Here is a 14,319-nt window from a genome sequence, read left to right as displayed (position 1 = left end):
AGAGTAGGGAGCAGAGATGATTCAGATTCAAGCGTTAGATCATGTGTTTAAAATTGGTAAAAAGGGCAGAGAGAATGAGATTCCTGTGTTAAAAGGGATTGACTTATCTATTAAAAGAGGCGACATTGCTTGTATAGTGGGGCGAAGTGGCTCGGGGAAATCTACCCTATTGAACTTAATTTCAGGATATATTACGCCGACGGGCGGACAAATTGTCATTGATGGTACCGATGTGACAGGATTTAATGAAAAAGAATGGGCGGACTTCCGCTTAGATCACTTTGGTTTTATCTTTCAAAGCTTTCAATTGATCGGGAGCTTAACAACGTATGAAAATGTTGAACTTCCGCTCACTTTAAAAGGTGTGAAGCCGTCTGAACGAAAGGCGAAAGTAAATGAAATGCTGAAACGAGTAGGTCTAGAACATCATGCAGGGCATTACCCGAATGAGTTGTCAGGCGGGCAGCAGCAGCGTGTGAGTATTGCAAGAGCCTTGATTTTAAATCCATCTATTATTTTAGCGGATGAACCAACAGGCAGTCTAGATTCAGAAACCGAAGGGGAAATTTTAGCTTTTATCCAGCAGCTCAATCGTGAAAAAGGAATCACATTTGTCATCATTACACATGACGATGAAGTTGCTTCAATCGCAGATACCACGTTTCAGCTCCATGATGGTGTATTAAAGAAAGGGGAACAATCCATTGAAATTTAGAGATCAGGTCAAATTCATTAGAAGAAACATGAAGAAAAATAGACTACGTGTGTTTATGACCATTCTTGCGACGACAATGGCATGCTCTTTCTTAATCGTTTTAGCATCTGTCGGCTTTGGTCTGCAAAAATCAGCGCAAGATGAAATTATGAAACAGCAAATCATTACTGAAGTGAAAGTGTTAGGCAAGGAAAAAGGTGACGTCAAAGTAGATGATTTAAAGAAATATGATCATGTGAAATCTGTCGTCTCAAGAACAGCGATCAATCCATCGGTTAACGTCGAGCTTGGTGACCGCTCAAGTGAAACGCAGGCAGCTCTAACCGATATGAAAGAAGAAAAAGAAGCAGGGCTTGAGCTAGACCGAGGAAAAGTTCCGACATCAGCGAACGAAATTGTGGTCGGGTATCATATGGCTGAACAAATGTGGACAAAAAAAGAACGCCAAGCCTATGAAAAAAAATTAAATCAGACATCAAATGGCGAAGAAATGCCAGAGGAGCCTAAGGGCTACACAAAAGATATTTTAAATAAAGTGATTCAAGTCAAAGTACCGAAACTCAACGAAGAAAATGAAGTCGTCAAAGAAAAAACATTTGATTTCCGTGTAGTAGGTGTGTTGAAAAAGCCAAACCTGGAGTGGCAAGAAGATCATAAAATTCTTATTCCAAATGCGTATGAAAAGGAATTTGGTCAAGTACTCGATCTATCTCCTGAGGCAGGAAATGTCGAGAAAATGACCTCTGTCTATGCAGATAAATTCGACAATGTCGGTGCACTCACGAATAAGCTCACAGATGAGGGCTACCAAGTCATTTCTGTGACGAATCAGCTCGAAGGAATGGATATGTTCTTTACAGTCTTCAAAATTGGACTTATTTTTGTTGGATGTATTGCGGTCATTATTTCTGCGATCGGAATTTTCAATACGATGACAATGGCAGTAACAGAGCGGACACAAGAAATTGGGATTATGAAAGCAATTGGCGCGAATCCATCCATTATCAAGCGAATGTTCCTTATGGAAAGTGCTTATATTGGGGTGATTGGGTCGATCATTGGTATTATCATCTCATATATCATTAGTTTCGCCGTTAACTTAATCATTCCAGCCATTTTATCGTCTATGTCAGAGGGAGGGTCAAGTGAACAATTCTCGATTACCTTCTCCTACATTCCACTTAGCCTTGTGATTACAGCAACAGTGATTAGTGCAGGGGTAGCCATCCTTTCAGGGCTCAACCCAGCACGTAAAGCAACAAAAACGAATGTATTAGCAGCATTAAGAAGAGAAATCTAAAAAAAGAACCTCCTAAGACACCCGATGGGTCTGATAGGAGGTTCTTTTTTTCATGACATATGGCTATTGCTTAGGTGCCCGGTACCCTGCACGCTCTGCTTCTTCTACGGAGCAAAACATTTTAGTTACATTTTTGGTTCTAGAGTAGTATCTGCTGCTCGGTGTGTGATAAATACCGTTGACACTTCCTTTGATGTTACAGGCTGCAGATTCTTTTTTTGTTTCCTTCTGTGATTCATGACCGCCTGTGCTTTTTCCTTCATCTTTAGGAGCGGAGCGTTGAGCTGTAGAAGACTCCGTATCGTTGCCGCTTTTCTTGTTCTCTTTTTTAAGTGTTTCGTTGCTTGAGGCAAGCTTGTCTATTTTCTCTTCAAGCGCTTGAATGGTCTTTTCTTGCTTTTTGACTGTTTCTTTTTCTGCGGTGATGGTTTCTAGCTTTTTCGCTAGTTTTTCTTTATCCTTTGTTGCGTCCTCTAAAGAAGCGGTCAGTTCTTCTTTATCAGCTTTTAAGCGCGTTATGTCAGAAGTGAGCTGTTTTTGGTCCTTTAAGAGCTGTTCTGAAGATGGATCTGCTTGTGCCTTCGGTGCATCTGTGGCAGCAAATGGTAATGACATAATGGAAAAGATGAGACCCAAGATCAAGAAAGGATAAAATAATTTCTTTGAAAAGATTTGCGCATTCTGGTGTTTGAGTAAGAAGAAATTGACGGCATATCCAATGGCAAAACAAACACATAAAAGACCTATGATGAGTAACATCATTATCTAGTAGCCCCCCTACATCTTTTGTTACATCTATCATACCTCATTTTTCCATTTTTAGGGGGCGTTTTAACTAAAAAAACCCTGTTTTACACAGGGTTTTCAGCTATTGGTAATCCTTTGATTGCTTCCTTAACTGTCAAATAAGTAATTGTATCATGGAAATCTGTATCTAAGTCTTTCATCTTCATGGCAAGCTGCGGTTTGATCCCTGTGATGATCAGTTCCGTTCCAGTTAAATTGAGAAGATGATGCAACTTGAAAATGCGTGCTGCAACGGAATCATCGACATCGATTAAACCAGAAAGATCGACAATCAAATAATCATCCTTAGAATCATCTAATATACAAGTTAACTTCGCGACAATGGCATCAAAGCGTTCTTCAGATAGTTTTCCAATGAGTGGTAGAGCAGATACACCATTTTTGATTGGGACGATTGGCGTCGAAAGAGAGGTGACTTCCTGTAAGGAATCTTCTAGGAGTTGTTCATATTCTTTCTGTTTCGTAATATCCTTTTGAAAGCCAATAAAAAATGTTTTATCGTCTTGTTCAATGTATAGAGGATCTATATTGAGTTCATTCCAAAAAAAAGTACCGTCTTTTTTATAATTTTTTAGCTGTGTGGTAATAGGTGTTTTATTCTGAATTCCTTGACGTATTAAATCGAGCTGCTTTTGATCTGTGTCTTTCCCTTGAAGGAATCGACAATTACGCCCAAGAATCTCATCTGGTTTGTATCCAGTCATGTGTGTAAAGCCATGATTCACATAAATGATAGGGTTATCCTCTAAAGAAGGGTCTGTAATGACAACACCGATCCGCGCATGATCTAGCGCTTTTTTTATGAGTTCAAGCTGTTTTTGTAAGCCGAAGATGTTCGAGCTGACCATATTACCCTCCTTTGTTGCTGCTATCAGACATATCAAATGGTTGTCTTTTCAACCAAAGGTATTCCTTACTAACGTAACATAACATATGTTCTGTTTCAACGATTGCAATGGCTTTGTTAAATTTGTCATCATAGTTTGTCCTCCATTAGAATATAGTAAGTAAGGAGACTTTTCTTTAGAAAAAGAAGGAATCAATTGCTCATAATTCATAAAATGACAAAAATAGTTAATATGGATTAGGTAAAAATGATTCCAATGCATCAAGATTGTTTTGGGTCATTCACATATAATGGAAGAAACAAGCTTTTTTTCTTCGTTAGAGAGAATAGACCTTTTACATGGATTATGACGGAACAGCAGAATGGCATTACAGGGGGCTGGACAGCCTGAAGTCGCTTTACTATTCTAAGGGCTTTAGGAAGGTGATGAAAATGCTGCAACAAGTCATTATTGCTTGCGCCATTGGAGGGGTCATGGGCATTCTCGGTCACGTAAAGAAAAAAGGCAGGCTAGAGAAGCCCAGAATGACAAAAAAGTTTATTTATTTAGGGTTTATTGAAGATTGGCTCGTTGGGATGATTGCCGCTACACTGCTTGTCTTATCCTCAAATCCCGAATCTAGTCTGCACTTGGTCATCTTATCAATTATTTCAGGTTACGGAGGAGAAGCAGTTCTGCGAAGCTTTGACTTTGTAAGAGAACAGCATTCACAGAATGCAGACTCCAACCGTCATAACCGCTCTCCACACGAATAATATCCTCTACTTTACCCTGATCTAGGGTACATTCCCATTGTATACAAACCTGCTTGCACTTATGATCATAATTCTATAAAATACTACTTAGATGACGGTTACGATAAGAACAGTGAAGAGGAGTAGTAGGAAAGCAGTATTTGTCTTTAGAGAATTGACGGCTGGTGAAAGTCAATCAAATCTGCTTCTGAACTCGCCTCAGAGTTGCAGTTGCGTTAAAGCTTCTGTCGCATGTCTGCGTTAAAGATATTAAGTGAGCGTACAAACAGAAAGTTACGCTAACAAGGGTGGTACCGCGGGAACCAAAAAATCTCTCGTCCCTTTCCAGGGATGAGGGTTTTTTGTTGATTTTAGAAAAATCTGAATTCTTGCAGTGGTCATCTGAGCAGATACAGCCGTACATATTAAAGGAGGTTTTCACATTGAGTTTTCAGCATCGGGAAATTGAAAAGAAGTGGCAGGATTATTGGCTGACACATAAAACATTCGCCACATCTGACTCGGAAGATAAACCAAAGTTCTATGCACTTGATATGTTTCCATACCCATCAGGAGCAGGGCTTCATGTCGGGCATCCTGAGGGCTACACAGCAACGGATATTTTATCACGCATGAAACGTATGCAGGGATATGATGTTCTTCATCCAATGGGATGGGACGCATTTGGTCTTCCAGCAGAACAGTATGCGCTAGATACAGGGAATGATCCGGCGGTCTTTACAGAAGAGAACATCAATAACTTCCGCCGCCAAATTCAATCACTCGGGTTCTCGTATGATTGGGATCGAGAAATCAACACGACTGATCCGAATTATTATAAATGGACACAATGGATTTTCTTGAAATTGTACGAAAAGGGATTGGCGTATATCGATGAAGTACCAGTGAACTGGTGCCCAGCTCTTGGAACAGTCCTTGCAAATGAAGAAGTCATTGATGGAAAAAGTGAACGCGGAGGACATCCAGTTGAAAGACGTCCGATGAAGCAATGGATGCTAAAGATTACGGCTTATGCGGACAGGCTGTTAGAAGATTTAGAAGACATTGATTGGCCTGAAAGCATTAAAGATATGCAGCGTAACTGGATTGGACGTTCAGAAGGTGCACACGTTCATTTCGAAATAGAAGGACATGACGAACAGTTTACTGTATTTACAACACGTCCTGATACATTGTTTGGTGCAACCTATGCGGTACTTGCACCAGAACATGCACTGGTTGAAAAAATTACAACAGCTACTCAAAAAGAGGCAGTCGAAGCATATATAAAAGAAATTCAATCTAAGAGCGACTTAGAGCGTACAGATCTTGCAAAAACAAAGACGGGTATTTTCACTGGCGCTTATGCCGTCAATCCATTAAATGGTGAAAAGATGCCGATCTGGATTGCAGATTACGTGCTGGCTACTTATGGAACAGGGGCGATTATGGCGGTACCTGCCCATGATGAGCGTGACTATGAATTTGCCAAAACATTTGATCTTCCAATCAAGGCAGTTGTCGAAGGCGGAGACATTGAAGAAGAAGCTTACACAGGTGATGGAAAACACATCAACTCTGATTTCCTTGATGGATTAGGAAAAGAAGAAGCGATTGAAAAAGTCATTGCATGGCTGGAAGAACATCAAAAAGGCGAAAAGAAAGTCACTTATCGTTTAAGAGATTGGCTATTTAGCCGTCAGCGTTATTGGGGTGAGCCAATTCCAATTATTCATTGGGAGGATGGAACGTCTTCAGCTGTTTCTGAGGAAGACCTTCCACTGATTTTGCCTAAGACGACTGAGATTAAGCCAAGTGGTACAGGTGAATCACCTTTAGCGAATATCAAAGATTGGGTTGAGGTTGTCGATCCTGTTACAGGTAAAAAAGGACGCCGTGAAACCAATACAATGCCGCAATGGGCAGGCAGCTGCTGGTATTTCTTACGTTATATTGACCCGCATAACTCAGAAGAACTTGCATCTCCTGAGAAGTTAAAGAAATGGCTTCCGGTTGATGTATATATCGGCGGAGCAGAACATGCTGTACTTCATCTTCTATATGCACGCTTCTGGCATAAGTTTTTGTATGATATTGGTGTTGTTCCAACAAAAGAACCTTTCATGAAATTGTTCAACCAAGGAATGATTCTTGGGGAAAATAATGAAAAAATGAGTAAATCAAAAGGAAATGTTGTCAATCCAGATGATATCGTAGAATCTCATGGTGCGGATACTTTACGACTTTATGAAATGTTCATGGGACCTTTAGATGCATCAATCGCTTGGTCTGAAACAGGACTTGATGGTGCTCGCCGTTTCCTTGATCGAGTATGGCGTCTCTTCACAAATGAAGATGGCACAATCAGTGATAAAGTAACGGAGCAAACTGGAGGCGCCTTAGAACGCAGCTATCATGAAACTGTGATGAAGGTAACAGACCATTATGAGGGACTGCGCTTCAATACAGGGATTTCACAATTAATGGTGTTTATCAACGATGCCTACAAGGCTGATACATTGCCGAAAGAATATGCAGAAGGCTTTGTGAAACTTCTTTCTCCAATTGCACCGCATCTAGCGGAAGAGCTTTGGAATAAACTTGGTCATGAAGGGTCTATTTCTTATGAAGCATGGCCACAATATGACGAGTCAAAGCTTGTCGACGATGAAGTAGAAATTGTCGTACAGTTGAATGGGAAAGTGAAAGCAAAATTAACTGTTCCTGCTGATGCCACTAAAGAACAATTAGAAGATCTTGCGAAAAGTGATGCACGTGTAAAAGAACAGCTTGAAGGGAAAACCATTCGCAAAGTGATTGCGGTTCCTGGGAAGCTTGTCAATATTGTTGCGAATTAATGATGACACCCATCGGTATAAACCGGTGGGTGTTCTTTATTTCCCGGGACATAATTTTGTCGAAAACAAGGTGATTGCACGATCGATCTCGTATGTTAACAGGTGATAACAAAAGGAGGAGTGACGTCAATGGAAAAGGAAAGCAAACGTGAACAACTGCTCAGTCTGTTAGGAGAAATGCCAGAACGCCATCGCGTGGAGGCATATACGTTAAAGATCGAGGATCGTGAATCTTATGTAGTCGAAACACTCATTCTTTCAATCAATGGTGTAGAGGAAGTGCCCGCTTATTTTGTGAAGCCGAAGGATACGGTGAAAAAAAGACCCGTTGTGCTCTTTCAGCACTCTCATGGCGGGAACTACGTCGATGGGAAGGAAGAACTCATCAAGGGTGCTCATTATTTGCAAGAAACTTCATATGCGAAAGAGTTCACTTCAAAAGGCTATAGTGTCCTAGCTATCGATCATTCAGGATTTGGTGAGAGAAGAGGAAGAACCGAAAGTGAAATTTTTAAGGAAATGCTTTTAACAGGGAAAGTGATGTGGGGCATGATGCTGTATGAAAGCATGTGCGCAATCGATTATGTGTTATCTCGATCTGACGTGCTGCCGGACCGGTTAGCTGTTTTTGGAATGTCAATGGGCGGGCTTCTTTCCTGGTGGACAGCTGCGCTTGATGAGAGAGTCGGTGTGTGTATTGATCTTTGCGCACAGGTCGATCACCACACATTAATTGAAACAAACAATCTAGACAGGCATAGCTTTTATTACTATGTACCAAGCTTAGCAAATCACTTTACGGCAGCTGATATTCAGGAAATGATTTTTCCAAGGCCGCATTTAAGCTTAGTTGGAAAACTTGATCCACTCACGCCTGCTGAAGGCGTCGCACGCATTCAAAAGAGATTGAGCCAAACTTATCAAGCGGCTTCATTGAAAGAACGGTATCAGCTTGTTGGTCTTCATGCAGGTCATTTTGAAACAGCTACAATGCGTCACGAGGCTACTCGATTCTTAAAAAAATGGCTGTAATCAATTAAGGCTTGGACATACTACGTCATGAGAAAGGAGGAGACAGAGGATGAAGATCACGATCATTGGCGGATGTGGTGTGATCGGCCGTATTTTAACAAAAGCGCTCTCTTCTGAATGCGAGATCACTATCATTGATCAAACGAGCTGTCTAAAAGGAGTCATTTTGGCAGATGCAACGAATGAACAGGAATTATATGAGGCGATCCCGCGAGATACAGATGTCATCATACACCTTTTAAACATGGAGATGACACATGATGTGATGAATCGTGAGGAGTTTGAAAAAATGAGTGATATTTTTTGGAGAAGCTCTTATTCTATGTTTCGATCAGCTGCAAGGCTTGGCATTCGAAAAGTCATTTTTGCAAGCAGCAATCACGTGACCGATCGTTATGAAAAAGATGGCCGTTCCTTACTAGGGCGACATATGACAACAGACGATGTACCTGCGACTAAAAATGTGTATGGTATTTTAAAATTTGCTTCTGAACAGCTAGGCCGGTTGTTCCACGATCAAACTGGAATGTCTGTTATCAATTTGCGGATTGGAACAGTTGTGACAGATGAGATGGAAGCATTACACGAGAAAGAACGGACGAAACGAACACTTCTTTCACATGAAGATCTAGTAGGGATAATAAAGGCGGCAATTGAAACGGCCGTGCCCTTTGGAACATATTACGCTGTATCAGAAAACGAAGAAAAGCCTTGGTCTACGGAAAACACGAAGCAGGAATTGGGCTACAAACCTCATAAGAATACGACGGAAATCCTTGAAGAAAATGATCAGGCATAGGGCATAATCATATCATTAGCTGATGATCTTATTCTTTTGTTTCATGAGCATAAAAGCACGACTGACAGGATGGATTCAGTTGGACTGTCAAGATGATTATAGACGCTTTCTTCCCCTGTTTGTTACATTTTAATCACGATATCGTCACAGGCTGCAGCTTATTTTCGGATAAAATGATAACGCTTTCAAAGAAAGGATGTGATGAACATCGATCGTTCTATGAAAGGCCGATTGTTCAACTTATTTAATTACTCTTTTCTACTCATGTTCGCATTAATATGTGTGCTTCCGTTCATCCATGTCATTGCTGCCTCTTTTGCTACAGTAGAAGAGGTCATCACGAAGAAGTTTATCTTATTCCCGACCACGTTTTCTTTAGAGGCCTATCGGTATATTTTCTCGACGGATATTGTGTACCGCAGCCTTATTGTGTCCATTCTTGTCACACTCGTTGGAACAGCTGTCAGCATGTTTTTGTCCTCACTCATGGCATATGGGCTGTCTCGTCAGGAGCTAAAAGGCCGGAGAACATTGATGTTTCTCGTTGTCTTCACGATGCTGTTTAGCGGTGGGATGATTCCGACGTTTATTGTGGTGAAAACGCTTGGTCTGCTTGATACTTATTGGTCACTGATTCTACCGGTTGCGATCAATGCGTTCAATTTGATCATTTTGAAAAACTTTTTTCAAAACATTCCGGCAAGCCTTGAGGAATCAGCGAAGATGGATGGCTGTAACGATTTAGGAATTTTCTTTAAAATTGTGCTGCCGCTTTCTTTGCCTGCTATTGCGACCATTTCACTTTTTTATGCCGTGACGTATTGGAATACGTATATGACCGCCATCCTGTATTTAAATGATTCAGTGAAGTGGCCGATTCAGGTGCTGCTAAGGCAGATTGTCATTGTTTCGAGCGGAATGCAAGGGGATATGTCGGATATGGGATCATCCACACCACCGCCAGACCAAACGATTAAAATGGCTGTCATTGTGGTAGCAACGATTCCCGTTCTGCTTGTCTATCCATTTATCCAAAAGCATTTCAATAAAGGGGCATTATTAGGTTCTGTAAAAGGTTAAAAAGAAGGTACAACGGAGGGATCTTATGGGGAGAAAGAAATTATGGTTGATTGCGTTTGTCCTGTTATTTGCAGCAAGCGGTATTTTATCTGCATGTTCAAGCAAAGGAGCAAGTTCATCAGATGAAAAGGTTGATTTAGACAAAAAAGTAAAGCTGACATGGATGGCGATTCTCTATCATCAGCAGCCGCCGAAAGATTCGGTTTTAAAAGAGATTGAGAAGCTCACAAACACAGAACTTGATATTACGTGGGTGCCTGATGCTGTGAAGGAAGACCGGTTGAATTCTGCACTTGCCGCAGGAAATTTGCCGCAGATCGTGACGATTCAAGACATTAAGAATTCGTCTGCTATTAATGCGTTCAGATCAGGTATGTTCTGGGAAGTCGGTCCGTATTTAAAGGATTATCCAAATTTAAGTAAGATGAACAAACTGATTAATAAAAATGCCTCTATAGATGGTAAGCTTTATGGCATTTATAGAGAGAGACCACTTTCAAGACAAGGAATTGTCATTCGAAAGGATTGGCTTGAAAATTTAAATTTGGATACACCAAAAACGTTGGATGATCTTTATGAGGTAGCGAAAGCTTTTACTGAAAAAGATCCGAATCAAAACGGAAAAGCGGATACAATTGGCTTTACGGATCGGAACGATTTGATTTATGGGGCATTTAAAACACTTGGTTCATATGAGGGAATGCCAACAGACTGGAAAGAAGAGAACGGCAAATTCACGCCAGATTTTATGACAGATGAGTATATGAATACGATGAAGTATATGAAAAAATTACGTGATAATGGCTATATCAACAAAGACTTCCCTGTGACAAGCAAAACGCAGCAACAGGAATTATTCTCACAAGGAAAAGCAGGGATCTATGTTGGAAATATGGTAGACGCAGTGAACTTGAGAGATGACGCGACAGATAAAAACATGAAAGTCGATATACTGAACCGAATTAAAGGCCCAGATGGCAAAGAACGAGTATGGGCATCAGGTGGTCATAATGGCATCTTCGCATTCCCTAAAACAAGCGTGAAATCAGAGGCAGAATTAAAGCGAATTTTAGCCTTCTTTGATCGCATTGCAGAAGAAGATGTCTATGGTCTCATGACGTACGGTATAGATGGTGAGCATTATAAGAAAGAAGAAGGGAATACATTTGTCAGGGAAGAAAGCCAAGTGAAAAGCTGGCAGACAGATGTACAGCCGCTTGTCAGTCTAGTAGGCATTGATAAACGGTACTTGAAAAATAAAGGGGATGCGGTTCGTACAAAATATGAAGAGCTAGAAGAAGACAACCAAAAGATCATCGTCGCCAATCCTGCTGAAAGCCTGTATTCAGAAACAGCTTCAGAACGAGGAAATGAATTGAAAAAAATCATTGATGATGCGACCTATAAGTTCATTCTTGGAGACATCAATGAAGAACAATTTAAAAAAGATGTAGAGAAGTGGAAATCAAATGGCGGTAATAAAATCATTGAAGAATATGAAGCTTCTTTTAAGAAATCAAAATAATCAATAAAAACACCCCCGCACAGTTAAAAAGCGGGGGTGTTTTCATTAAAAGTCAAAGTTGTCTGGGTCTGGACCGATACGTTTGTTTTCATTTAAATCAGAAAGACGATTCATATCCTCATTAGATAATGCAAAATCAAATATGTCTGCATTTTCTTTTAAACGATGCGCTTTCGTTGATTTTGGAATGGTGATGATGCCTTTTTGCACATCCCAGCGCAAAATAATTTGAGCGGGTGTTTTGCCGTATGTGTCTGCCAGTTCTTTGATCACTGGATGATGAAGCAGTTCCCCCTGCATGAGCGGTGACCATGCTTCCATTTGAATGCCATGTGTGTTCAAATACGTATAAAGTGCTTCCTGCGTCAGTTTTGGGTGAAACTCCACTTGATTGATGGCTGGTATGATGTCTGCATCTTTTAATAGTTCGTCTAGATGATGCGGCTGGAAGTTGCTCACACCAATGGCTCTGACCTTTCCTTCACGATACAAGGTTTCAAGCGCACGCCAAGCGTCTTTATATTTTCCCTCAACCGGCCAATGGATTAAATATAGATCAAGGTAGTCAAGCTGAAGTTTTTTCAAGCTTTCCTCATATGCTTTTAGCGTGGATTCATATCCTAAATCGGCATTCCACACTTTTGATGTCACAAAAAGATCTTCGCGACGAAGTCCTGTTTCTACAAGACCAAGCTGTATGCCTCGTCCGACCCCTTCCTCATTGCCATAAATAGCCGCTGTATCAATACTGCGATAGCCTAATTGAATGGCTGTTTTGACGGCGTCTATTAATTCTGCGCCATCTTCCACCTTGAATACACCAAGACCAAATCCTGGCATGTGGACTCCATTGTTTAATGTTTTTGTACTTTGTAAATGATTCATATTGAACGCTCCTTTAGATGGTTTGATTTTTGTTCTTGTTGTTCGATTCGAAAACTAATCATCGTGAGAATCGCAGCAATCAGGACCATGATGCCGCCGACCCAGCCTGTATGCACAAGCCCAAGAGTATCTGTCACGATGCCGCCTAAAAATGAGCCGATGGCGATACCAGCATTAAAGGCAGCGATATTCATAGCGGAAGCGACGTCGACTGCTCCTGGGGTGTATCTTTCTGCAAAGTCAACGACAGCGACTTGCAGCCCAGGTACATTCATGAAAGCAAACAGTCCCATCAGCATGACGGTTGCAATGCCTAGCACCGTCAATCCAGCAGTCAAGCTAAGGATAAACAAAATGATGCTTTGGATGATAAACATGTAAATCAGTGCTTTCATTGGCTTCTCATTAGCGACCTTTCCGCCAATGATATTTCCGGCTGCTATCGCGATTCCGTATAAAAGCAGAATCAATGCCACCACCCCTGGCGCAAGACCTGTCACATGCTGTAAGAGAGGGGATAAGTACGTAAAGACGACAAATGTTCCTCCGTATCCTGTTGCTGTAATGACAAATAGAAGCAGGATTCTTTTTGTTTTTAATAAAAGAGCTTGATCCTTAAATGATGTTTTTACGCCTTGCTTTAATTGAGATGGAACAAGGAAATAGTTAGATATTAATGCGATTAGACCAATGATGACAATCACACCGAATGATGTTCGCCATCCGAGCTCATGACCAAGAAATGTCCCGAATGGTACGCCCGTCACAGTCGCAACTGTTAATCCGGTGAACATAAAGGCAATCGCGCTTGCCCGTTTTTCTTTCACTACAAGGCTTGCAGCGATTGTAGAGCCAATGGACATAAAGATTCCATGGGATAAGGCTGAAATGACCCGGCCGATTAATAGTATTGAAAAGGTCGGAGCTATCGTGGCAAGTGTATTTCCAATCAAAAAGACGAGCATAATGAGCAAAAGCAATGTCTTTCTTTTCATCGTTGAAGTCAGAGAAGTCAACATAGGCGCGCCGAATGTCACACCAAGAGCATATAAAGAGACGGTCCAGCCCGCCTGACTGACGCTCACTCCAAAGTCCTCTGAAATCATTGGCAAAAGACCGACACTAATAAACTCAGTGGTTCCTATAGCAAAAGCACTAATAGCTAGTGCGAGAAGGGCAAAGTGGTTTTGTTTTTTCTTCATGAATCAGTTCACATCCTTTTGTGATGACATTTTGATAGACGAAGCCGATCGGCAAGAGTTATTATCTAACATAGATGACGAAAAAAAAAGTACGTACTTTTTTGTAATATAGGTACTAAAAAGTGCCTGTTTGTATATAGAGGAGTGAGGATTTAATGGAAAAGAAAAAATATAATATCTCCGTGGAAGCGACCCTTGAGGTCATTGGCGGAAAGTGGAAGTGCGTGATTTTATGTCATTTAACACATGGGAAAAAACGCACAAGTGAATTGAAGCGGCTCATGCCAAACATCACACAAAAAATGCTTACACAGCAGCTGAGAGAGCTTGAAAGTGATGGAGTGATTAACCGGATTGTGTATGAGCAAGTACCGCCTAAAGTGGAATATGAATTAAGTGAATACGGTCAGTCGCTCGAAAGAATTCTGAATGCGCTATGTGATTGGGGAGCAGCTCATATTGAACGTGTGTACGGAGAGCCGCTTTCGGTACTAGAAGACAGTATTTTAAATGAACAGTTTAAATAAAAAAGTC

At 41.0% G+C, this 14,319-nt stretch carries 13 protein-coding genes and 1 other annotated feature; of the genes, 9 read left to right on the top strand and 4 right to left on the bottom strand.

The window, feature by feature from the left end; genetic code table 11:
* Positions 1-16 precede the first annotated feature (16 nt).
* Both GPS65_RS16160 and GPS65_RS16155 read left to right on the top strand, forming a co-directional pair.
* A complete protein-coding gene (locus GPS65_RS16160; RefSeq protein ID WP_012010965.1) occupies positions 17-715 on the top strand; it encodes an ABC transporter ATP-binding protein in 699 nt (232 codons plus the stop codon).
* A complete protein-coding gene (locus GPS65_RS16155; protein WP_119125266.1) occupies positions 705-2,015 on the top strand; it encodes an ABC transporter permease in 1,311 nt (436 codons plus the stop codon). Before GPS65_RS16160 ends, GPS65_RS16155 begins: the two co-directional genes overlap by 11 nt.
* A 63-nt stretch (positions 2,016-2,078) precedes the next feature.
* Here the strand turns inward: GPS65_RS16155 and GPS65_RS16150 are convergent, their stop codons facing one another.
* The gene (locus GPS65_RS16150; protein ID WP_186312757.1) at positions 2,079-2,777 is read right to left on the bottom strand and encodes a coiled-coil domain-containing protein; all 699 of its coding nucleotides are present in this window, start codon (positions 2,775-2,777) and stop codon (positions 2,079-2,081) included.
* A gap of 89 nt (positions 2,778-2,866) precedes the next feature.
* A complete protein-coding gene (gene ytvA / locus GPS65_RS16145) occupies positions 2,867-3,670 on the bottom strand; it encodes a YtvA family blue-light photoreceptor (RefSeq protein ID WP_119125264.1) in 804 nt (267 codons plus the stop codon).
* Positions 3,671-4,095: 425 nt separating this feature from the next.
* On the opposite strand from ytvA, the gene GPS65_RS16140 reads away from it, so the two are divergent.
* The 6 genes from GPS65_RS16140 (at position 4,096) to GPS65_RS16115 (ending at position 11,698) form a co-directional block, all read left to right on the top strand.
* Complete coding sequence (locus GPS65_RS16140) at positions 4,096-4,425, top strand: DUF4257 domain-containing protein (protein ID WP_003217692.1); 330 nt, start codon at positions 4,096-4,098, stop codon at positions 4,423-4,425.
* Between the two features lie 103 nt (positions 4,426-4,528).
* Positions 4,529-4,750: a binding site (T-box leader), on the top strand.
* A 97-nt stretch (positions 4,751-4,847) separates the two neighbouring features.
* A complete protein-coding gene (gene leuS, locus GPS65_RS16135; RefSeq protein WP_041815857.1) occupies positions 4,848-7,262 on the top strand; it encodes a leucine--tRNA ligase in 2,415 nt (804 codons plus the stop codon).
* A gap of 129 nt (positions 7,263-7,391) precedes the next feature.
* On the top strand, positions 7,392-8,294 hold the full coding sequence (locus GPS65_RS16130) for a dienelactone hydrolase family protein (RefSeq protein WP_041815854.1): 903 nt from the start codon (positions 7,392-7,394) through the stop codon (positions 8,292-8,294).
* A 49-nt stretch (positions 8,295-8,343) separates the two neighbouring features.
* Positions 8,344-9,093, top strand: coding sequence for an NAD-dependent epimerase/dehydratase family protein (locus GPS65_RS16125; protein WP_119125263.1), 750 nt, complete (start codon positions 8,344-8,346; stop codon positions 9,091-9,093).
* Between the two features lie 219 nt (positions 9,094-9,312).
* Positions 9,313-10,173 carry a carbohydrate ABC transporter permease gene (locus GPS65_RS16120; RefSeq protein ID WP_087976618.1) on the top strand — a complete coding sequence of 287 codons (861 nt, stop codon included), beginning with the start codon at positions 9,313-9,315 and terminating at the stop codon, positions 10,171-10,173.
* Between the two features lie 25 nt (positions 10,174-10,198).
* Entirely contained in the window at positions 10,199-11,698 is a 1,500-nt protein-coding gene (locus GPS65_RS16115; protein WP_119125262.1) for an extracellular solute-binding protein, read from the top strand.
* A gap of 45 nt (positions 11,699-11,743) precedes the next feature.
* On the opposite strand, the gene GPS65_RS16110 is transcribed toward GPS65_RS16115, so the two are convergent.
* Positions 11,744-12,583 (bottom strand): aldo/keto reductase, encoded by an 840-nt coding sequence (locus GPS65_RS16110; RefSeq protein ID WP_119125261.1) that lies wholly within the window; start codon positions 12,581-12,583, stop codon positions 11,744-11,746.
* Complete coding sequence (locus tag GPS65_RS16105) at positions 12,580-13,785, bottom strand: MFS transporter (protein WP_119125260.1); 1,206 nt, start codon at positions 13,783-13,785, stop codon at positions 12,580-12,582. The genes GPS65_RS16110 and GPS65_RS16105 overlap by 4 nt, the downstream gene beginning before the upstream one ends.
* Positions 13,786-13,940: 155 nt before the next feature.
* On the opposite strand from GPS65_RS16105, the gene GPS65_RS16100 reads away from it, so the two are divergent.
* On the top strand, positions 13,941-14,312 hold the full coding sequence (locus tag GPS65_RS16100) for a winged helix-turn-helix transcriptional regulator (protein ID WP_003217763.1): 372 nt from the start codon (positions 13,941-13,943) through the stop codon (positions 14,310-14,312).
* Positions 14,313-14,319 lie beyond the last annotated feature (7 nt).

The sequence above is a fragment of the Bacillus pumilus genome, from assembly GCF_009937765.1.
In the GTDB taxonomy this organism is placed as follows: domain Bacteria; phylum Bacillota; class Bacilli; order Bacillales; family Bacillaceae; genus Bacillus; species Bacillus pumilus_O.
Note: the sequence above shows the minus strand (reverse complement) of the source record. Positions and strands in the feature narration are given on the sequence as shown.